20 protein-coding genes and 1 tRNA gene are annotated in these 18,604 nt (G+C 73.4%); 9 read left to right on the top strand and 12 right to left on the bottom strand.

Features of this window, described 5'->3' with window-relative positions; translation table 11 throughout:
* Positions 1–65: 65 nt before the first annotated feature.
* The 4 genes from ACZ5NJ_RS07140 to ACZ5NJ_RS07155 form a co-directional block, all read right to left on the bottom strand.
* The gene (locus tag ACZ5NJ_RS07140) at positions 66–668 is read right to left on the bottom strand and encodes a signal protein (protein WP_468763667.1); all 603 of its coding nucleotides are present in this window, start codon (positions 666–668) and stop codon (positions 66–68) included.
* Positions 669–1,077: 409 nt separating this feature from the next.
* Entirely contained in the window at positions 1,078–2,103 is a 1,026-nt protein-coding gene (locus ACZ5NJ_RS07145; RefSeq protein WP_468763669.1) for a toxin glutamine deamidase domain-containing protein, read from the bottom strand.
* A 51-nt stretch (positions 2,104–2,154) separates the two neighbouring features.
* Complete coding sequence (locus ACZ5NJ_RS07150) at positions 2,155–2,388, bottom strand: hypothetical protein (RefSeq protein ID WP_468763671.1); 234 nt, start codon at positions 2,386–2,388, stop codon at positions 2,155–2,157.
* 94 nt (positions 2,389–2,482) lie between these two features.
* The gene (locus ACZ5NJ_RS07155; protein ID WP_468763673.1) at positions 2,483–4,093 is read right to left on the bottom strand and encodes a beta-N-acetylhexosaminidase; all 1,611 of its coding nucleotides are present in this window, start codon (positions 4,091–4,093) and stop codon (positions 2,483–2,485) included.
* 63 nt (positions 4,094–4,156) lie between these two features.
* Between ACZ5NJ_RS07155 and ACZ5NJ_RS07160 the strand changes: the two genes are divergently transcribed.
* From ACZ5NJ_RS07160 to glmS, 3 genes are all read left to right on the top strand, one after another.
* The gene (locus ACZ5NJ_RS07160) at positions 4,157–5,047 is read left to right on the top strand and encodes a DUF4429 domain-containing protein (RefSeq protein ID WP_468763675.1); all 891 of its coding nucleotides are present in this window, start codon (positions 4,157–4,159) and stop codon (positions 5,045–5,047) included.
* A 106-nt stretch (positions 5,048–5,153) separates the two neighbouring features.
* Entirely contained in the window at positions 5,154–5,429 is a 276-nt protein-coding gene (locus ACZ5NJ_RS07165) for a hypothetical protein (protein ID WP_079427144.1), read from the top strand.
* A gap of 91 nt (positions 5,430–5,520) precedes the next feature.
* Entirely contained in the window at positions 5,521–7,338 is a 1,818-nt protein-coding gene (glmS, locus tag ACZ5NJ_RS07170; RefSeq protein WP_468763678.1) for a glutamine--fructose-6-phosphate transaminase (isomerizing), read from the top strand.
* Positions 7,339–7,432: 94 nt separating this feature from the next.
* Here glmS and ACZ5NJ_RS07175 read toward each other — a convergent pair whose 3' ends face one another.
* Complete coding sequence (locus ACZ5NJ_RS07175; protein WP_468763681.1) at positions 7,433–8,002, bottom strand: GPR1/FUN34/YaaH family transporter; 570 nt, start codon at positions 8,000–8,002, stop codon at positions 7,433–7,435.
* A gap of 96 nt (positions 8,003–8,098) precedes the next feature.
* Positions 8,099–8,632, bottom strand: coding sequence for a universal stress protein (locus ACZ5NJ_RS07180; protein ID WP_468763683.1), 534 nt, complete (start codon positions 8,630–8,632; stop codon positions 8,099–8,101).
* A 520-nt stretch (positions 8,633–9,152) separates the two neighbouring features.
* Between ACZ5NJ_RS07180 and ACZ5NJ_RS07185 the strand changes: the two genes are divergently transcribed.
* From ACZ5NJ_RS07185 to ACZ5NJ_RS07205, 5 genes are all read left to right on the top strand, one after another.
* Complete coding sequence (locus ACZ5NJ_RS07185; RefSeq protein ID WP_468763686.1) at positions 9,153–9,431, top strand: hypothetical protein; 279 nt, start codon at positions 9,153–9,155, stop codon at positions 9,429–9,431.
* A 376-nt stretch (positions 9,432–9,807) separates the two neighbouring features.
* Entirely contained in the window at positions 9,808–10,983 is a 1,176-nt protein-coding gene (locus ACZ5NJ_RS07190; protein ID WP_468763688.1) for a helix-turn-helix domain-containing protein, read from the top strand.
* 85 nt (positions 10,984–11,068) lie between these two features.
* The gene (orn, locus tag ACZ5NJ_RS07195) at positions 11,069–11,671 is read left to right on the top strand and encodes an oligoribonuclease (protein WP_045946000.1); all 603 of its coding nucleotides are present in this window, start codon (positions 11,069–11,071) and stop codon (positions 11,669–11,671) included.
* 105 nt (positions 11,672–11,776) lie between these two features.
* Positions 11,777–11,849, top strand: a tRNA-His gene (locus tag ACZ5NJ_RS07200).
* 173 nt (positions 11,850–12,022) lie between these two features.
* On the top strand, positions 12,023–13,294 hold the full coding sequence (locus ACZ5NJ_RS07205; RefSeq protein ID WP_468763692.1) for an MFS transporter: 1,272 nt from the start codon (positions 12,023–12,025) through the stop codon (positions 13,292–13,294).
* Here ACZ5NJ_RS07205 and ACZ5NJ_RS07210 read toward each other — a convergent pair.
* The 4 genes from ACZ5NJ_RS07210 to ACZ5NJ_RS07225 all read right to left on the bottom strand — a co-directional run bounded on the left by ACZ5NJ_RS07210 (position 13,291) and on the right by ACZ5NJ_RS07225 (position 16,587).
* Entirely contained in the window at positions 13,291–13,590 is a 300-nt protein-coding gene (locus ACZ5NJ_RS07210; protein WP_468763694.1) for a DUF3303 family protein, read from the bottom strand. The genes ACZ5NJ_RS07205 and ACZ5NJ_RS07210 overlap by 4 nt on opposite strands.
* 100 nt (positions 13,591–13,690) lie before the next feature.
* Positions 13,691–14,365, bottom strand: a complete 675-nt coding sequence (locus ACZ5NJ_RS07215; protein ID WP_468763696.1) for an NADPH-dependent F420 reductase — start codon at positions 14,363–14,365, stop codon at positions 13,691–13,693.
* A gap of 132 nt (positions 14,366–14,497) precedes the next feature.
* A complete protein-coding gene (locus tag ACZ5NJ_RS07220; RefSeq protein ID WP_468763698.1) occupies positions 14,498–15,904 on the bottom strand; it encodes a sensor histidine kinase in 1,407 nt (468 codons plus the stop codon).
* Positions 15,901–16,587, bottom strand: coding sequence for a response regulator transcription factor (locus ACZ5NJ_RS07225; protein WP_468763700.1), 687 nt, complete (start codon positions 16,585–16,587; stop codon positions 15,901–15,903). The genes ACZ5NJ_RS07220 and ACZ5NJ_RS07225 overlap by 4 nt, the downstream gene beginning before the upstream one ends.
* Before the next feature lie 78 nt (positions 16,588–16,665).
* Here ACZ5NJ_RS07225 and ACZ5NJ_RS07230 point away from each other — a divergent pair, with 78 nt between their 5' ends.
* Positions 16,666–17,232: a hypothetical protein gene (locus ACZ5NJ_RS07230; protein ID WP_468763701.1), complete on the top strand. Its 567-nt coding sequence runs from the start codon at positions 16,666–16,668 to the stop codon at positions 17,230–17,232.
* 11 nt (positions 17,233–17,243) lie between these two features.
* Here ACZ5NJ_RS07230 and ACZ5NJ_RS07235 read toward each other — a convergent pair whose 3' ends face one another.
* Both ACZ5NJ_RS07235 and ACZ5NJ_RS07240 read right to left on the bottom strand, forming a co-directional pair.
* Complete coding sequence (locus ACZ5NJ_RS07235; RefSeq protein ID WP_468763702.1) at positions 17,244–18,143, bottom strand: spermidine synthase; 900 nt, start codon at positions 18,141–18,143, stop codon at positions 17,244–17,246.
* Between the two features lie 25 nt (positions 18,144–18,168).
* On the bottom strand, positions 18,169–18,603 hold the full coding sequence (locus ACZ5NJ_RS07240) for a hypothetical protein (protein WP_468763703.1): 435 nt from the start codon (positions 18,601–18,603) through the stop codon (positions 18,169–18,171).
* Between the last annotated feature and the right edge of the window lies 1 nt (position 18,604).

Consider the following 18,604-nt stretch of genomic DNA (forward strand, 5'->3'; position numbering starts at 1 on the left):
CCCCGCCGGGGCGGGCACGGCTTCGACACGGTCCCTCGAAAGCCGCGCCCGCCCCGGCGGTCGTCTCATCCGCCGGAGACCTGGAGCCGGTAATCCACGGAGACGGCGAACGACCCCGACGCCCCCCGGATCCCCACGGTGTGACTCCCGGCCGCCAGGCGTTCCAACTGCACCCAGAGCCCGCAGGCCTTGGTCCGCACCCGCCCCCCGCCCTGCACGACGGGGTTGCCTTCGACGGCCGTGATCTGCACCGGCGTCGCCTCGAACCGTTCGGCCTGCACTTCCCGCCCGTCAAGGGTGGCCCTCCCCTGCGCCGAGGCCATGAACGCGGCGCAGTCGGCCGATTCGCCGAAGCTGTTCACCAGGGGGAAGGCCACCGGCACCCCCGCCGGCACCGTGCACGCGCGCTGCGCACTCCCCCCGAAGGTCCCCGCCAGGAACCACACCCCGTCCTTCTGCCCCTTCGCGCAGAGGTGCCCGTCCGGATCGGAGACGGGGTTCGCGTCACTGGTACTCGAAGCCGCCCAACTCCACCAACGCCCCTGCAGATCGGCCGCACTCATCCGCCCGGCGGGCTGGCCGGAGGACGTCGGCGTCGACGACGGCGCGGGCGCGGGCGCGAGCGAACAACCGCTGACCAGGAGGGACGCACCGATGAGCAGGGCCATGGATCTACCGGGAAACATGGCCGAAGCGTACGAGGCCCCACCGCCCCTCCCACACCGCGCCCCCGGACCCCGGCCTCCCCGAGGCCGTCAAGGGCGGTGAACCGCTCGGCGGAGCCGTCCAAGAGCCCGATGTGGCCGTCTGTCGAGCGCAGCCCCGTCAGCAGCAGGCCCGTGGCCTCGCGGCCCCGCCCGTCCAGCCGGCGCACCCACACCAGGGCACGGCCGCCGGGCGGCAGCTCGGCAAGCGCCCGCACACCGTCCCTGACGGTGGGGAACTCGGACACCTGCAGGACGGACCCCAGCCGGGCCATCGTCCCGCCGAACCAGCCGGCCGCCCCCGGCGCGGGCGTGGGTTGTCCGCCGGGTCCGGCGCCACCAGCTCGACGGGCTCCTCGTAGGTCCGGCGCAGCTACTCCTCGGCCTTGAGCCGGGCTGCCCCGAAATCCCCGGCGGACTGCGTCGCCCCGGGCCGGAACCGGGCGAAGACCAGCTCCAGCACCCCGACGGTGTCCAGTCGCGCCAGCCCGCCGGTCATACCGTCCAGGAAGGCCACGCTGACCTGGTTGTTGTGCGCGTACACCAGGTGCCCGCTGACCTCGGTCCCTCCGATCGCCCGCCGCACCCACACCACGCCCTGCGTGTCCGGCCCCGTCTCCTGGGCCCGCCGGACCACCTCGTCCCAGCTCGCGCACCGCAATTCCTCGGCCGCCGGGAAGTACCGCCGCAGCAACAGCTCCCACCACCCGGGCGCCTCGTGCGCGGGCTGCCACGGCAACGGCGACGACGGCGCCCCGGCGATCATCCCGGCGACGGTGACGACACACCCGCGCGAGTTGAGCCGCCGCGCCTCCACTTCAGGGTCCCTCTTGGCAGGAGCCCTCATGTAGGCGGCCACATCCCCCCATGGATCGTTGGAGGCAGGGTGGAAAGGCCGTCCCGGAGACTTGGGTACGACGACCGACGCAGCGAGCATCGGCGTTCGCGGATATCCCGGCTGCGCGATGGTCCGGCAGGCGAACAGCCACGTACCGGCGTCCTCGGCGACCGGTTCGATGCCCACCAGCTCGACGAGCCCACGGTACGTATCGAGTAGCCACTGCAGCGCCCGCTGCCACGGCAAGGCCTTCACCGTCTTCGCCGTTCCGGCCGTCTCCCAGCCCCCGTGGCGCGCGTAGGCGAGGTACTCGTCCAGTGGCAAGTGGGTCGGGGGGAACCGGACCTCCGTCCCGTCCTTGGGCACCAGCACCACGTTCGCCAGGAACCCCACCCACGAATCGCCCTTGTCGATGCCCTCCTGAGTATCAACCCTGACGATCCAGGCCACCTCGTGCTCCCGGCTGAGCTCCGGTCGCATCACCGGTGTCCACGACTCGGCCGCGTACGCCCGCTCGACAAAAGGCCTGGCCGCCTCGACGGCCTCGTTCAACGTGAGCATCTCTGATTCCTGACGGCACTATCTTGAACGGCCCTGGACGCCACCCGGAGGTCAGCTGACGCCCATGCCTCGCTCGGGCCACTCACCGGATTCGGCGTACATCGCGTTGATCTTCCTCGATGCCTTCAGGAAGGTGTAGTCCACAACGCCGTCGTCGGCGACCGCCGCTACGCGGCCCTTCTGCATCGTCAGGCTCCGCGACAGGGAATCGAAGTCGTCCCCGAATTCATACGAGACCACATCAGGCCCCTCGGAGACCTTGCGGAAACAAACCAGCGCAGCCATCACCACGCACCTTCGAAACCAGGGAGCGGCGTCGCTCCGGTACCTCAACCGGACAGATCGTCGCACGATCCCGCGACGCACTGGGGGCCGCCGGCTACGGCCAGGGGATCTCCGGGGCCCGGTAGTACGTGATGTCCTGGGCGTCCAGGCGGGGGCCCTGGGCGGCGAGGCGTTGGCGGTGGGCGGGCCAGTTCAGGGTGGTGGACGGGGACCAGGCGAGTTCCGCCAGGCTGAGGAGGCGGGGGAAGGCCATCAGTTCCCAGTCGGTGCGGGTGGAGATGGTCTCCGTCCACAGGGGGGCCTCCACGCCCAGGACCGCGGACGCGGGGACGTCGGGGAGGTAGGAGCCGGGGTCCCAGGCGTAGGCGCGCTCGGCGGGGACGTAGCCGGCCCAGGCCAGGCCCGGGCCGGTCCGCCGGTCGTACTTCATGTCGAGGTAGGCGTGGTCCGCCGGGGAGAGGACCACGCGGTGGCCGGCCCTGGCCGCCGCCGCGACCGCCGCCTTCTCCGCGGCCGGGGTCCGGTCGTGGCCCCAGTACTGGAGGACCGCGCCCGGTGCCGGGCGGGCGGAGGCGAGCTGGTGCCAGGCCATCACCGTCTTGCCGTGCCGGGCCACCACCGCCTGGGCGCGGTCCATGAACGCCGCGTAGTCCGCCGCCGGGGTGGAGTGGGCCTCGTCGCCGCCGATGTGGAGGTAGGGGCCGGGAGTGAGGGCGGCGATCTCGCCGAGGACGTCGTCGACGAACGCGTACGTGCGCTCCTTGCCCACGCACAGGGAGCTGAAGCCGACCTTGACGCCGGTGTAGCGGGCGGGGGCCTTGCCGTCGCAGGTCAGCTCCCCGTAGGCGGCCTGGGCGGCGTTGACGTGGCCCGGCATGTCGATCTCCGGGACGAGGGTGACGTAGCGGTCCGCCGCGTAGGCGACCAGCTCGCGGTAGTCGTCCTTGGACCAGGAGCCGCCGGGCCCGCCGCCGACCTCGCTCGCGCCGCCGTACTCGGCGAGGCGGGGCCAGGAGTCGACGGCGATCCGCCAGCCCTGGTCGTCGGTGAGGTGCACGTGCAGGGTGTTGATCTTGTACTGGGCGAGCTGGTCGACGTAGCGCTTCGCCTGCTCCACCGGGAAGTGGTGGCGGGCGATGTCGATCATGGCGCCGCGGTAGGCGAAGCGCGGGGTGTCGGTCACCGTGCCGCCCGGGACCGTCCCCGCGCCCCGCACCGGCAGCAGCTGCCGCAGCGTCTGGCCCGCGTGGAAGAGGCCGGCCGGGGTGCGGGCGGTGAGGAGGACGCCCGTGGGGGTGGTCAGGAGCCGGTAGCCCTCCTCGCCCAGTTCCCGCGCCGCGCCGTCGAGGCGCAGCCGCACCCCGTCGCCGTCGCCACCGCCGTCGCCGGGGCCGCCCGGCCCGTCCGCCACCGGCAGCGGCAGTCCGGTCGGCCCGCGCAGCTGCTCCGCGAGGAGCTCGCCGATCCGCCGGACCTCCTCCGGCGTGCCGGGGCCGCCGGTCCGGATGACCGTGCCCGCCCCGAAGGCGTACCCGGGCCCCTGGGCCCGCACCGAGGACGGGGCCGGCAGCAGCCGCTCGTAGGGGGTGAGGACGGCGGAGGCGGCCGGTTTGGCGTCGTCGCCGTGCGCGGCGGTGCAGGCGGAGGAGGCGGCGAGGGCCACGAGGGTGCCGAGGGTGCCGAGGGTGCGGCGCAGGACTCTCATGCGCCCAGGTATAGGCCCAACGGCCCCCGCCCGGGCCCCACATACCGGTGGGAGAATGCCCGGATGGCGGAAATCATCCAGAAGGACGGTACGTGGACCTTCGACGGGGACGCGGTGCGCATCGTGCCGGGCCGCGACAAGGGGGTGGGGCTGCTGCGGCAGCAGCTCGGTGAGGTCGTCGTGCCGCTGCGCGCGGTCGGGGGGATCAGTTACGAGCCGGGCCGCAAGTCCGGCCGGCTGCGGCTGCGGCTGCGCGACGGGGCGGACCCGCTGCTCCAGGTGACGGGCGGCCGGCTGCCGGAGTCCTCGGACCCCTACCGGCTGACCGTGGAGGCGGACCGGGCCGGGGTGGCGGAGTACTTCGTGGACGAGGTGCGCAACGCGCTGCTGCTGGACGGCGTCGACCCCGGCCCCTCGGCCGCGTACCTGCTGCCGGGCCCGGCGGTGCCGATCGCGGTCGCCGCGGGGGACGGGACGGCCTCCTTCGACGGGGACCGGGTGGTGCTGGACTGGAACTGGACCACCGAGGACGCGAAGTCCTCGGGCGGCCCGCGCGAGTTCCGGGTCGCGGACGTGCGGGCGGTGGAGTGGGCCCCGTCGAAGGGGCTGGAGAACGGCTGGCTGCGGTTCACCCTGACGGGTGCCCCGCCGGCGCCCGCGCCCAAGTACGACCCCTGCGCGGTGGAGCTCTTCGGTTTCAAGAAGGACCCGCTGATGGCGCTGGTCGCGGCGGCGGTGGCGGTGCGGATGCCCCACCCGGCCGCCCCGGCGGCATCGGCGGAGGCCCCCGCGGCCCTCCCCCTGGCGGACGCGGCCCCGGCGCTGGCGGGCGAGCCGGCGGACCACGACACCCTGCTGCGGCGGCTGCGCGAGCTGGGGGAACTGCACCAGAGCGGGGTCCTCACGGCGGACGAGTTCTCGGCGGCGAAGGCCGCCATTTTGGGTGGTTTCTAGCCAAACGAGACCGGAATCACCTATTCCTTGGTCCAGACCAGCATGATCCTGCCCGATTCCGGGCAGGATCTTTGCGTTTCTGCCCCTGGCCCGTCAATATCTACTGGTGCTCGACCGCCGACCGTCCCATGACGAACTCGTCGACCACCTGGTACGCACCACCGCGCTGCAGCGCGGCGAGGCCGCCCGGGTGGTGCTCGACGTGCTCGCGTACTTCGACGAGACGACCGAGGAGTTCGTCCGTCGCCGCCACCGGGAGCTGCAGTCCGGCGGAGCGGTCAACGCGGAGATCTTCGAGCGGATCGCGGCGGAACTGCCGCACCGCGCCGTGGCGCCGCCGGAGCTCTCGCTCCGGCAGCTGCGCCGCATCGTCTACGGCTGAGACGCCGCATCGTCCCGGCCGGGGACAGGGCCCGCACGGGGCCGGTACGCGTCCGGGCACGGACACCGAACTTCAGGAGGGGCAACACCGTATGTGCGGAATCGTCGGTTACATCGGCAAGCGCGACGTGGCACCACTGCTGCTGGAAGGCCTCCAGCGGCTCGAATACCGCGGCTACGACTCGGCGGGCATCGTCGTCAACAGCCCGAAGTCGGCCGCCCTGAAGGTCGTCAAGGCCAAGGGCCGGGTCCGCGAGCTGGAGTCCCGCGTCCCCAAGCGCTTCGCCGGCACCACCGGCATCGCCCACACCCGCTGGGCCACCCACGGCGCGCCGAGCGACATCAACTCGCACCCGCACCTGGACGCCGAGAACAAGGTCGCGGTCGTCCACAACGGCATCGTCGACAACGCCGCCGAGCTCCGCGCCAAGCTGGAGGCCGACGGTGTCGTCTTCGTCTCCGAGACCGACACCGAGGTGCTCGTCCACCTGATCGCCCGTTCCCAGGCCGTCACCCTGGAGGAGAAGGTCCGCGAGGCGCTCAAGGTCGTCGAGGGCACGTACGGCATCGCTGTCATGCACGCCGACTTCGCCGACCGCATCGTCGTGGCCCGCAACGGCTCCCCGGTGGTCCTCGGCATCGGCGAGAAGGAGATGTTCGTCGCCTCGGACGTCGCCGCGCTCGTCGCCCACACCCGCCAGGTCGTCACCCTCGACGACGGCGAGATGGCCACCCTCAAGGCCGACGACTTCCGCACGTACACCACGAGCGGTACGACGACCACCGCCACGCCCGAGACCGTGGAGTGGGAGGCCGCCTCCTACGACATGGGCGGCCACGAGACGTACATGCACAAGGAGATCTCCGAGCAGCCCGACGCGGTCGACCGCGTGCTGCGCGGCCGGATCGACGACCGCTTCTCCACCGTGCACCTGGGCGGCCTGAACCTGGACCCGCGCGAGGCGCGCGGCATCCGCCGGGTCAAGATCCTCGGCTGCGGCACCTCGTACCACGCGGGCATGATCGGCGCCGGCCTCATCGAGAGCCTCGCCCGCATCCCCGCCGACGCCGAGCCGGCGTCCGAGTTCCGCTACCGCAACCCGGTCGTGGACCCCGACACCCTCTACGTCGCCGTCTCCCAGTCCGGTGAGACCTACGACGTGCTCGCGGCGGTCCAGGAGCTCAAGCGCAAGGGCGCCCGCGTCCTCGGCGTGGTCAACGTGGTGGGCTCCGCCATCGCCCGTGAGGCCGACGGCGGCGTGTACGTGCACGCCGGCCCCGAGGTCTGCGTCGTGTCCACCAAGTGCTTCACGAACACCGTCACCGCCTTCGCCCTGCTCGCCCTGCACCTGGGCCGCATCCGCGACCTGTCCGTCGCCGACGGCAAGCGGATCATCGAGGGCCTGCGCAAGCTCCCCGGCCAGATCCAGGAGATCCTGGAGGGCGAGGAGGACATCAAGAAGCTGGCGGCCGAGTACGCCGAGGCCAAGTCGATGATGTTCATCGGCCGGGTGCGCGGCTACCCGGTGGCCCTGGAGGCCTCCCTCAAGCTGAAGGAGATCTCCTACATCCACGCCGAGGCCTACCCGGCCTCCGAGCTCAAGCACGGCCCGCTCGCGCTCATCGAGCCGGCGATGCCGACGGTCGCGATCGTCCCGGACGACGACCTGCTGGAGAAGAACCGCGCGGCGCTGGAGGAGATCAAGGCCCGCAGCGGCCGGATCCTGGCGGTCGCCCACCGGATGCAGGAGAAGGCCGACCACACGATCCTCGTCCCGAAGAACGAGGACGAGCTGGACCCGATCCTGATGGGCATCCCGCTCCAGCTGCTGGCGTACCACACCGCCCTGGCCCTGGGCCGGGACATCGACAAGCCGCGCAACCTGGCGAAGTCGGTCACGGTCGAGTAGGACCCGCCGCGGCACCGTCCGCGGTACGCGACAGGGGCGCCACCGGTAACTCCGGTGGCGCCCCTGTCCGTTGTGCCCGCGGTGCGGGCGGCCTTCAGCCCGCCGCTACCGCGCCCCGCCCGGACGCCTTGCCGAGGGCCAGGGGCCAGTGGGCGAGTGCGGCGGTCGCCCCGTACCAGGCCAGCAGCCCGGACACGGCCGCGACCCAGCCGCCCGCCTTGGCCAGGCTCGCGCTGTCCGCGAACGAGGCTATCGCCAGGAGCAGGAGGGAGAGGGTGAGCAGACCGTAGACGCCCTGCCCGAACAGACCGCTCGCGGCGGCGAGCGTGAGGGTCAGCGCGAGCATCGCGAAGAGGACCAGAAACGTTCCGGCCGCCTCGCCGGACACCGAGGCGCCCGCGCCCTTGGCCCAGGTGAACCAGAAGACGCCGAGGCCCGCGAAGGCGGTGCCATTGAACCCGTTGCCGCCCCGGTATTCCAGGAGGCCGAGGAGGAAGAGGGCCGCGCCGCCGACGTACATCGCGAGCGACACGGAGTTGGCAGCGGTGACACCGGAGAGGACGCCGGTGTGGCCGATACCGAACGCGAGAAGGGTGAGACCCAGGGCGATGTTCCCCAGGGTCGAGGTCGAGGCCGTGCTTCCCGCAGAGACACCATTGTCCACGGCGGGCTCCCTTCGATCTGCAGTTGTTGCTGCGTCCCAGCAGCACTTATCTACCCTTTACACGGGTTCACAACCGCACAACCGGAATACACACGGTCACGGAATGACAACGACCGGTCGCTGCGCGCGCTTGGCCAGACGGCCCGCGACCGAGCCGAAGATCCGGCCGACGATGCCGTGGGTGGAACCCACCACGATGGCGTCCGCCGAGTACTCCCGGCCGACCTCCTCCAGCTCGTGGCAGATGTCCCCGCCCCGCTCGACCAGGATCCACGGCACCTCGGCGAGGTAGTCCGCGCAGGCGAGTTCCAGGCCCAGCACCTCGGTGCGGTGGTCCGGCACGTCCACGAAGACCGGTGGCTCGCAGCCGGCCCAGACGGTGGTGGGGAGCCGGTTCGCCACGTGCACGATGATCAGGCCGGATCCGGAACGCCGGGCCATGCCGATCGCGTAGGCGAGGGCGCGCTCACTGGACGTGGAGCCGTCGAAGCCCACCACCACTCCGTGCCGGAAGGCCGGGTCGCAGGGAAGGCGTGTCTGTTCCACCGCGCGCAGGTCGCTCGATACGGAATCGGCGAGATGGTGCTTGCGCTTGCGGTCCGCGGGTTCGAAGAATTCGTGACCGGCCATGGATGTCTCGGCGAAAAGTCCTCGGGGGAAGCGACAGGGGCGGTTTCGGCGACTCGGGCTTTCTGACGACGAGGCGGGCCTTTCGGCGACGCTGCGTGACGGAGGTCTGTCCTGGAAGCATCTTTCCAAGCCCTTACCCACCAGGGTACGGCGACACTCCCGTCCTGCACAGGGCATGCCGCCCTTGGAGAGCGTCCAAGGGAGCATGCCGGAGCGGAGCCACCTTGGCAATGGCCGCTGGCCCCTACAGCCAGTGACGGAAGACCCTCGCGCCACCCGTGCGCGCAGTGACCGGGACCTGCGCGCGGGCGTTGGACAGGCGTCCGACCGTCCAGGAAGAGCCCGCAGGGAGTACGCCGTGCCCGGCCATCCGGTTCACCCCGTCCCGCCCGTCCAGCCCGCTCAGCCGGCACAGTCCGCCCCATCCGCACACCCTCCGCTCCAGCCGCCGGCCCGCTCCCGCCTTCACCCGTCCGTGCGGCCCCCCTCGGGCGGGCAGCATGACGATCCCGCGGGTGACGTGGTGCGCTGGGCCGTCTTCAGCTGCCTGCTCGTGCCCGTCGTGCTGGTGGTCTACGGGACCTCGTACGGCGGGGCCGCCGTGACGACCCTGGGGCTGGCCGCCGTCACGGCCGCCTGCCGGGTGCTGCTGCGGCACTCGGAGAAGACCGGGCGGGCCGCCGCCCGGATCCTGTCGGAGGATCCGCTTCCGCACGGGCACCGCGGCCGGCACTCCCGCAGCGGGGCCGGTACGCACCGCGGGTGCCACGGATCCCCCGGCCACTCCCCTCACGACTGACCGATTCGCACGTACACACCCGGCTGTTTTCGGCCAACTTCCGGACTGGACGCTGCCCTTGCCGGAATGTCCCCCCAACCCCCCTACCACCAGCGACGACAGAGCGAAGGGGGCGAAAACACCCCATGGGTACTGGCCACGACCGGATCGTGAGGTTCCCGTACGGGTAGCGGAGTGGAACGCTTCCTGATCGAATGCTTTTCGCCAAGTTGCCAAGTCGACATAGCGGTGCGTGCTGAACTTGTCACGCCGACACCACGGGACGCAGTAGATTCGATCATGTATTTACGGCGGGGGATCCACGTGCAAGGCCGAGGGGAAACGTGCAGGTGCGACCAGACCAAGGAGTCGCGACACCCAAGGGGGGCTTAGCGCCATGAGCCAGGATTCCACCGCAGTCATCGCCGACGCGGGCAGGAAGCTCGCGGGGCGTCGCCGCAGAGAGATCGTCGCCGTGCTGCTGTTCAGCGGCGGCCCGATCTTCGAGAGTTCCATTCCGCTGTCCGTGTTCGGCATCGACCGCCAGGACGCCGGAGTGCCGCGCTACCGACTGCTCGTGTGCGCCGGGGAGGACGGTCCGCTGCGGACCACCGGCGGACTCGAACTGAGCGCGCCGTACGGGCTGGAGGCCATCGCCCGCGCGGGCACGGTCGTCGTCCCGGCGTGGCGCTCCATCACCTCCCCGCCGCCGCCGGAGGCGCTCGACGCCCTGCGGCTGGCGCACGAGGAGGGCGCCCGGATCGTCGGCCTGTGCACGGGGGCGTTCGTACTCGCCGCCGCCGGGCTGCTCGACGGCCGGCCCGCGACGACGCACTGGATGTACGCGCCGACGCTGGCCAAGCGCTACCCGTCCGTCCACGTCGACCCGCGCGAGCTGTTCGTCGACGACGGCGACGTGCTGACGTCCGCCGGCACCGCGGCCGGAATCGACCTGTGCCTGCACATCGTGCGCACGGACCACGGCAGCGAGGCGGCCGGGGCACTGGCCCGCCGGCTCGTCGTCCCGCCGCGCCGCACCGGCGGCCAGGAGCGCTACCTCGACCGGTCGCTGCCCGAGGAGATCGGCGCCGACCCGCTCGCCGAGGTCGTGGCCTGGGCGCTGGAGCACCTCCACGAGCAGTTCGACGTGGAGACGCTGGCCGCCCGCGCCTACATGAGCCGGCGCACCTTCGACCGGCGGTTCCGCTCGCTCACCGGCAGCGCGCCGCTCCAGTGGCTGATCACCCAGCGGGTGCTCCAGGCGCAGCGGCTGCTGGAGACCTCCGACTACTCGGTCGACGAGGTCGCCGGACGCTGCGGCTTCCGCTCCCCGGTCGCCCTGCGCGGTCACTTCCGCCGGCAGCTGGGGTCCTCCCCGGCCGCCTACCGCTCCGCCTACCGGGCGCGCCGGCCGCAGGGCAGCGACGTCTCCCCGGTCTCGGAGATGTCGGGGACCTCGCTGCCGCACCAGCGCACCCCGCAGCCCCAGCGGGCCGCGGCGGCCCTGGCCGCCTCCGGTCCGAGCGTGACGGAGCTGTACGCCCCGGGCCGGGTGCTGCGCGAGCACGCGTAGCCGCGGAACCCGGAAGACGCATGACGAAGGCCTCCCGCATCAGCCGGACACCACGGCGGGGGGCCTTCGGCATAAGGTGGGGCGCATGAACGATCGCATGGTGTGGATCGACTGCGAGATGACCGGGCTCTCGTTGACGGACGACGCACTTATCGAGGTGGCCGCGCTGGTCACCGACTCGGAGCTCAACGTGCTCGGCGAAGGCGTGGACATCGTGATCCGCCCGCCGGACGCGGCCCTGGAGAACATGCCGGACGTGGTGCGCGAGATGCACACCGCCTCCGGCCTGCTCGACGAGCTGGCCGGCGGCACGACCCTGGCCGACGCGGAGGCGCAGGTCCTGGCGTACGTGCGCGAGCACGTCAAGGAGCCGCGCAAGGCTCCGCTGTGCGGGAACTCCGTCGGCACCGACCGCGGCTTCCTCTCGCGCGACATGCCGGCGCTGGAGGCCCACCTGCACTACCGGATCGTGGACGTGTCCTCGGTCAAGGAGCTGGCGCGCCGCTGGTACCCGCGGGCGTACTTCAACAGCCCGCCGAAGAACGGCAACCACCGGGCGCTCGCGGACATCAAGGAGTCCATCGCCGAGCTGCGGTACTACCGGGAGGCGGTCTTCGTCCCGCAGCCCGGGCCGGACTCGGACACGGCCAAGGCCATCGCCGCCAAGCACGTGGTCGCCGGCGAGTAGGACCGCCCGCGGCGCCGCCGGAAGGGGTACGGGGAAAGGGGGGAGCGAGCACCCTCCCGGACCCTGTACCCTTTTCTTCGAGCCGGTCGTCCACGACCGGACGTGGTGGGTGTAGCTCAGTTGGTAGAGCACCTGGTTGTGGTCCAGGTGGCCGCGGGTTCAAGTCCCGTCACTCACCCTGTGGGAAGGCCCCGGTTCGCGAGAGCGGACCGGGGCCTTCCGCGTATCCGGGCCCGGCCGGCCCCCGCAGGGGGGTTCCCGGGACGGGATCGCGAGGCTAGCGTCTGCGGCAACGGGCAACGACGCGCGCCGGAGACACGGGAGGGTCGGCGTGCGGCTGGAGGTTGCCCCATGTCCGTATCGAAGACCGGGCCCGGTGGCGGGCCCCGCTCCGGGCCGGCCACCGGCTCCGCGGCGGTTCCCGCGGCCGGATTCCGCGGGGTGTTCGCCCTCGGCGGGACCGCCCTGCCCCTGTACGCGTTCCTCGCCCGGCTCCCCGCCGCGCTCTGCCCGATCGGGACGCTGCTGCTGATCAACGAGCGCGACGGCATCGGCGACGCCGGCGGCGTCGCCGCCGCCCTCTGGCTGGGCCAGGCCCTGGGCGGGCCGGTGATCGGCCGGCTCGCGGACCGGCGCGGCCACCGCCCCGTCCTGCTGGCGGCCTGCGCCGCGAACGGCGCCGTGCTGGCGCTGCTGGTCGCCGCCGTCCTGGGCGGGCTGCCGCTGGCCGCGTGGATCGGTCTGGCCGTCGCGGCCGGGCTGACCGTCCCGCAGGTGGGGCCGCTGGCGCGGGCCCGCTGGGCGCGGCTGGCCGGCCCGGACCGGGCCCTGCTGGGGTCGGCGCTGTCCTTCGACACCACCCTCGACGAGGCCTCGTTCATGGTGGGGCCCGCGCTGGCGGGGATCCTCGCGGTGGCCGTGCACCCGGCCTCGGCGCTGGTCCTGGCGGCCGTCCTGATCCTGGTGTTCGGGACCCTGTTCGCCCTGCACCCGAGCGCGCCCGGGCCGCTCGGGGCGCAGGGCGCGCGGGCCGGCGTACGGCTGTGGTCGCCGGGGCTGGCCCTGCTGTGCGCGATGGCCGTGCTCCAGGGGGCCGCGTGGAGCGGGGCCAACACGGGGGTCAACGCGCTGGCGAAGTCCCTGGGGCAGGGCGGGGCCGCCGGGCTGGTGTGGGCGGCGATGGCGGTGACCAGCTCGGTCGCCGGATGCGTGACGGTGGCCCGGCCCGGTACGGCGGACCTGGTGGCGCGGCTGCGGTGGACGATCGGGCTCCAGGCGGCGCTGACCCTGCCCCTGCTCGCGGTGTCCGGGCTGTGGGGGGCGGCGGCGGCCGTCGCGGGGATCGGGCTCGCGGTGGCCCCGCACCTGATCGCCCTGTTCGGGCTGGTGGAGCGGACGGGGCCTGCGCCGCGGCTGGGCGAGGCGATGACGGTGGCGGGCAGCGGCCTGATCGTCGGCCAGGCCCTGGCCGCTGCGGTGGCCGGACCCCTGGCCGCCGCGTACGGCTACCGCGCGGCGTTCGCCGTGTCCTGCGCGGCGGCGGCCGCCTCGGCGGTCCTGGCGGCGACCGCGGGCGGACGGGCCCGGCCGCGGGCCGGGGGCCGGGCCGGGGCCGGGGCCTAGGCGAGGGTGCGGACCTCGGAGAGGATCTCGGCGAGCTCCTCCCCCGTCGTGACCGGGGTGATCTCGACCTCGGCGTGGAAGCGGCTGAACAGGTCCCAGGTCAGCAGCGGCGCCTGGGCGCTGTCCTGGAGGTCGAAGACGATCCAGCAGGAGCGCACGCCCTCGTGGAGGCCGAAGTAGGCGGCCTCGGGCCGGACCCTCTCCATGAACTTCCTCATGGCCTGGACCAGGGCCCCGGTCTTGATGGCCTCGTTGCTGGCGGCGGTGTCCAGGTGGGCCCTGAGCATGACTCTCATCCGCGGCTCCCTCCGTCACCCCCCACCCTCCGCACGGGTCGGGGGCGCGGCAACATCTGCGCCCCCGTCCGTGCGGGCAGGCGGGGCAGGGAGGGCGGGGTCAGGCGGAGGGGCGGGCCGTCTGGATGTGGAAGTTGAAGTCCGCGTGCCCCAGGGCGTTCATCAGGCGCAGCCACACCGGCAGGAGCATCTCCGTACCGCGCGCGGTCTCGATGCCGCCGAGGTCGATGACCGACCGGTCCGGCCAGCCGAAGGAGCTCAGCAGGTCGTGGACGGCCTTCTTCGCGTCGGCGTCGTCCCCGGAGAGGAAGACGGTGTGGTCGCCGGGGACGCGGGCGGGGTCGACCATGATCTGGCAGTTCATGGTGTTGAGGGTCTTGACCACCCGCAGCTGCGGGAAGGTGCGCTGGATCAGCTCGCCGAGGCTGTCGTCGTCGACCGGGTCCAGGCGCGGCGGGAAGCCGTGGGAGAAGTCCAGCGGGTTCGCGATGTCGATCAGGACCTTGCCGTCGAGGTGGGCGGCGTCGGCCTCGGTCAGCGCCTCGACGCTGACCCGTCCGCCGGTGGCGTTGACCAGCGTCTCCCCGTGCCGTGCGGCCTCCGGGAAGGCGGCGAGGCCGATCGTCGGGTGGGCCTCCTGCCACTCGGCGTACTCCGCCCGGTCGAGGGTGGCGCGCGGGTCGCGGGTGCCGATGACCACCTCGTGGCCCAGGGAGGCGAGGCGGGCGGCCACCGTACGGCCGACGATGCCGGTGCCGAGAACTGCGTAACGCATGCGGATGTCCTTTTCCGAAAGGTGTGACACGAGCCGTGCGCGGGATGCGGCCGGGCGGTGCGGCCGGTGTCCACCGGCGCCAACTGGCCGGGAACGTACGGTATTCCACGCGCGGACCCCCGGCCCGCGTCCTCACCCGGCCGGGTGGCTCCGCTCGCCCCGCCGGCGGCTGCGCGCGCGGCGGGCGCGACGGCCGCCCGGGCCGCGGCCGCCGCGCCGGGCCCGGTCGTCCAGGGCGAGCCACACCCGCACCTCGGTCCCCCCGAGCACCGAGCGCCCCAGCCGTACGTCACCGCCGGTGGACTCGGCGACGCGGCGCACGATGTCCAGGCCGAGGCCGGTGGAGCCGTCGCGGGCGCCGTCGTTGCCGCGCCGCAGGGCCGCGTCCGGGTCGGTGATGCCCGGGCCCGCGTCCGAGACGAGGACGATGACGGCGTCCCCCGCGTCGTGCACGTCGACCGCGAAGGGGGTGGCCTCGGGGGTGTGCCGGAAGACGTTGCCGAGCAGGGCGTCCAGGGCGGCCGCCAGCTCCGGCCGGGCCACGGGGACCCGTACGGTGCGGTCCACGCCCGCGAGCCGCACCTCGCGGCCCTCGTCCTCGGCGAGCGCGGACCAGAAGGCCATCCGGTCGCGGATCACCTCGGAGGCGTCGCAGCCGGCCGTGGCCGCCGCGGCGGCGGGCGGGCGCTGTTCGCGGGCGGTGCGGATGATCGTGTCGACCTCGCGCTCCAGCTGCTCGACGGCCGCCCGGGTGTGTTCGGCGGCCGGGCCGTCGCCGAGCGAGGCGGCGTTGAGCCGCAGCACCGTCAGCGGGGTGCGCAGCCGGTGGGAGAGGTCGGCGGCGAGCTCCCGCTCGTTGGCGAGGAGTTCGACGACCTGGTCGGCCATCGAGTTGAACGCGACGGCGGCCGACCGGAGTTCCTTCGGGCCGTCCTCGGGCACCCGGGCCCCGAGCCGGCCCTCCCCCAGCTGGTGCGCGGCGTCCGCGAGGCGTTCGGCCGGGCGGACCAGGCGGGCGCCGAGCCGGTCGGCCACCGCGACCGAGCCCACGACCAGGGCGAGGCCGACGCCGGCGAGGATCAGCCAGGCGGTGGCGACCCCGTTGCTGACCTCGCTCTCCGGTACGTAGATCTCGATGACGGCGATGTCCCCGGAGCCGAGGGCGATGGGCTGGAGCAGCGCGGAACCCCCGCCGGCGGCCCCGGCGGTGGTGGCCCGTCCCATGGAGCGGGTCTCGGCCACCGCGTGGGCACCCGCCCAGCCCTCGCCGATGTCCACGGCGGCGGCGCCGCCCATGGCGGGGACGTGGACGGCCATCCGGCGGGCGGCGCCCATCTCGGTGGACTCGACGGCCTTGCGCAGCTGCACGGGGTCGGTGGTGATGGACAGGGTCGGCCCCATGGTGGCCGCCTGCCGCTCGGCGTTGGAGAAGGCCCGGTCACTGGCCATCTCCTGCACCACCAGCCCCAGGGGCACCGCGAAGGCCACGACCACCATGGTGGTGACGGCGAGGCAGACCTTGACCAGCGCCCATCTCACAGCGGCGGCTCCAGTTTCACCCCGACGCCCCTGAGGGTGTGCAGGTAGCGGGGCCGGGCGGCGGTCTCGCCGAGTTTGCGGCGCAGCCACGACAGGTGCACGTCGATGGTCTGGTCGTCCCCGTACGACTGCTGCCAGACCTCGGCGAGCAGTTCGCGCCGGGCCACGACCACCCCGGGCCGTCCGGCGAGGAAGGCCAGCAGGTCGAACTCCCGGCGGGTGAGGTCGAGTACGGATCCGTCCAGCTCGGCCTGGCGGCGCAGCGGGTCGATGGCGAGGCCGCCGACGCGCAGCACGCGCGGGGGCGGTTCGGCCGCGGCGGCCTGGGAGCGGCGCAGGACGGCGGCCATCCGGGCGGAGAGGTGCTCGACGGAGAACGGCTTGGTGAGGTAGTCGTCGGCGCCGTCGTTGAGCAGCCGGACGATCTCGGCCTCGTCGTCGCGGGCGGTGGCGATGATGACCGGCACGTCGGTGATGCCGCGCAGCATCTTCAGGGCCTCGGAGCCGTCGAGGTCGGGCAGGCCGAGGTCGAGGATGACCACGTCGAACCGGTGGTGGGCGACCTCGCGCAGGGCCTCCAGGGCCGTGCCGACGCTCCGTACGGTGTGGGAGGCCTCGGTCAGGTGCCGGATCAGGGCGGAACGTACGAACTGGTCGTCCTCGACCACGAGCACACTAGCCATGGGCGCACGGTAGTCCATTCGGGCGACCCCGGGAGGTGCCGGGACGGGCTTGTGACGTGTGGTGCACTATGTGCCCTGATGCGCAGAGGACTTGTACACGCCATGGCCTGGGTGGCGGCGACCGCGGCCGCCGTGACCCTGTCGTGGTGGGGTGTGCGCACCGTCATGTCCGGGACGGCGTACGATCCTCCGCTCGCGGTTCCGCTGGCGACCCGGCCGCTGTCCTCCTCGACGCGGGGGCCCGAGCCGCCGCCGGCCGGCCCGTCGGGTTCCGCGTCGGCGGCGGCGTCCGCGTCCCCGTCGCCCTCGTCCTCCGGGGCGGGGCCCGGGCCTTCGGCGCCGGCCGCCGCACCGTCGGCGCCGGCGAGGTCGAAGCCGGCGCCGCCGCCCGGGCAGCAGCGCCAGAACCCGGGGGGCGCCGCGGGCGAGGTGAAGGGGTACTCGGTCTCGGGCGGGCGGGTGGTCTTCGACCTCGGGACCTCCTCGGCCGCCCTGGTGTCGGCGACGCCGGAGGCGGGGTGGCGGGTGCAGGTGTGGAAGCAGGACTTCTGGATCCGGGTCACCTTCACCCGTGACGGCCGTGAGGTGTCGGTGTTCTGCACCTGGCACGACCACCCGCCGACGGTGGAGACCGTCGATCCGTAGCCGTTCCGTTCCTACCGGAACACCGAGGCCGGGGGCTGCGGCGAGGCCGTCGCCGAGGCGTCGGAGACCGGGAGGGCGCCGCCGGTGAAGTCCGCCAGGGCCCGGCCGTGCTCCACCCGGCCCGGGTGCGGGTCGCTCGCCACGCGGCGGGTGAACTCCGCCACCGGCAGCTCCCGGTCGGAGGCCACGAGCACCGCATTGCCGAAACGTTTCCCCCGCCAGACGACGGGATCCGCGGCCAGCGCCAGCCGCTCGAACCGGGAGGCGGCCGTGGCGACCTGGCCTCGCAGGTGCGCCAGCGGCGGCCCGTCCGCGAGGTTGGCCACGTACCACCCGGCCGGCGACAGCGCCCGGCGTACGTCGTCCAGGAACTCGGCACTGGTCAGGTGGGCCGGGGTGCGCGCGCCGCTGAACACGTCCGCGATGACCAGGTCCGCCCAGCCGTCCGGCACCTTCGCCAGCCCCGCCCGCGCGTCCACCGCGCGGACCCGGACCCGCGCCTGCGGGTCCAGCGGCAGGTGTTCCCGTACGAAGGCCACCAGGGCCGCGTCGATCTCCACCACCTGCTGCGCGGAGCGGGGGCGCGCGGCGGCGGTGTAGCGCGCCAGGGTGAAGGCGCCGCCGCCCAGGTGCACCACGTTCAGGGGCTGCCGGGCGGGGGCGATGAGGTCGATCAGGTGGCCGATGCGCCGCTGGTAGGCGAAGTCCAGGTGTCCGGGGTCGTCCAGGTCGACGTGGGACTGCGGGGCCCCGTCGATCAGCAGCGTCCAGGCGCGGGCGCGCTCGCGGTCCGGGGACAGCTCGGCCAGGCCGCCGCCCACCTGCCCGGCGACCGGCTCGGCGGCGCCCCGCCGGACCCCGTCGCGGTTCCTGCCCTTGTCCCTGTCCCTGCCCGTGCCCTTGCCTGCCACACCCCCATTATCGCTGGCCAGAGCTTCACCGGCAGTTGTCGGCCGCCTCGATCAGCCGGGCCGCCTCGCCGAGCGCCGCCCGCAGCACCTCCGGGTCGGTCACCGGCCCCACCGCCTCGGGCGGCAGCAGCCAGCCCGTACCCCCGGCGGTGGGGGCGGCGGCCAGGTCGCCGAAGCGCATCCCGCGCCCGTTGGTCTGCGTACAGGCGCTGCCGGGCAGGTCCCAGGCATCGGCCGTCCCCGGCGGGACCAGGAAACCGAGGGTGTCGCCCGAGCCGTCGTGCAGCACGGGACCGACCGCGGGCACCGCCTGCCCGGCGCCCCTGCGGATGATGTCCACGGCCTCCAGGCCCTGCCGCACGGACACGGTCACCAGATCCGGGGCCGGGGCCCCCGGAACCTGCGCGGTGAACGGGATCGCGCCGGCGTCGGGCGCGGTGTCCGTACCAATGCTGTCCATG

This window comes from Streptomyces sp. NPDC032091, assembly GCF_055580265.1.

Coding starts and splice junctions, on each gene's coding strand:
- ACZ5NJ_RS07190 (WP_468763688.1), top strand. CDS start 9,808: ATGAGCCAGGATTCCACCGCAGTCATCGCCGACGCGGGCAGGAAGCTC.
- ACZ5NJ_RS07160 (WP_468763675.1), top strand. CDS start 4,157: ATGGCGGAAATCATCCAGAAGGACGGTACGTGGACCTTCGACGGGGAC.
- orn (WP_045946000.1), top strand. CDS start 11,069: ATGAACGATCGCATGGTGTGGATCGACTGCGAGATGACCGGGCTCTCG.
- glmS (WP_468763678.1), top strand. CDS start 5,521: ATGTGCGGAATCGTCGGTTACATCGGCAAGCGCGACGTGGCACCACTG.
- ACZ5NJ_RS07230 (WP_468763701.1), top strand. CDS start 16,666: ATGCGCAGAGGACTTGTACACGCCATGGCCTGGGTGGCGGCGACCGCG.
- ACZ5NJ_RS07145 (WP_468763669.1), bottom strand. CDS start 2,103: ATGCTCACGTTGAACGAGGCCGTCGAGGCGGCCAGGCCTTTTGTCGAG.
- ACZ5NJ_RS07155 (WP_468763673.1), bottom strand. CDS start 4,093: ATGAGAGTCCTGCGCCGCACCCTCGGCACCCTCGGCACCCTCGTGGCC.
- ACZ5NJ_RS07210 (WP_468763694.1), bottom strand. CDS start 13,590: ATGAGAGTCATGCTCAGGGCCCACCTGGACACCGCCGCCAGCAACGAG.
- ACZ5NJ_RS07225 (WP_468763700.1), bottom strand. CDS start 16,587: ATGGCTAGTGTGCTCGTGGTCGAGGACGACCAGTTCGTACGTTCCGCC.
- ACZ5NJ_RS07150 (WP_468763671.1), bottom strand. CDS start 2,388: ATGGCTGCGCTGGTTTGTTTCCGCAAGGTCTCCGAGGGGCCTGATGTG.
- ACZ5NJ_RS07205 (WP_468763692.1), top strand. CDS start 12,023: ATGTCCGTATCGAAGACCGGGCCCGGTGGCGGGCCCCGCTCCGGGCCG.
- ACZ5NJ_RS07180 (WP_468763683.1), bottom strand. CDS start 8,632: ATGGCCGGTCACGAATTCTTCGAACCCGCGGACCGCAAGCGCAAGCAC.
- ACZ5NJ_RS07140 (WP_468763667.1), bottom strand. CDS start 668: ATGGCCCTGCTCATCGGTGCGTCCCTCCTGGTCAGCGGTTGTTCGCTC.
- ACZ5NJ_RS07215 (WP_468763696.1), bottom strand. CDS start 14,365: ATGCGTTACGCAGTTCTCGGCACCGGCATCGTCGGCCGTACGGTGGCC.
- ACZ5NJ_RS07240 (WP_468763703.1), bottom strand. CDS start 18,603: ATGGACAGCATTGGTACGGACACCGCGCCCGACGCCGGCGCGATCCCG.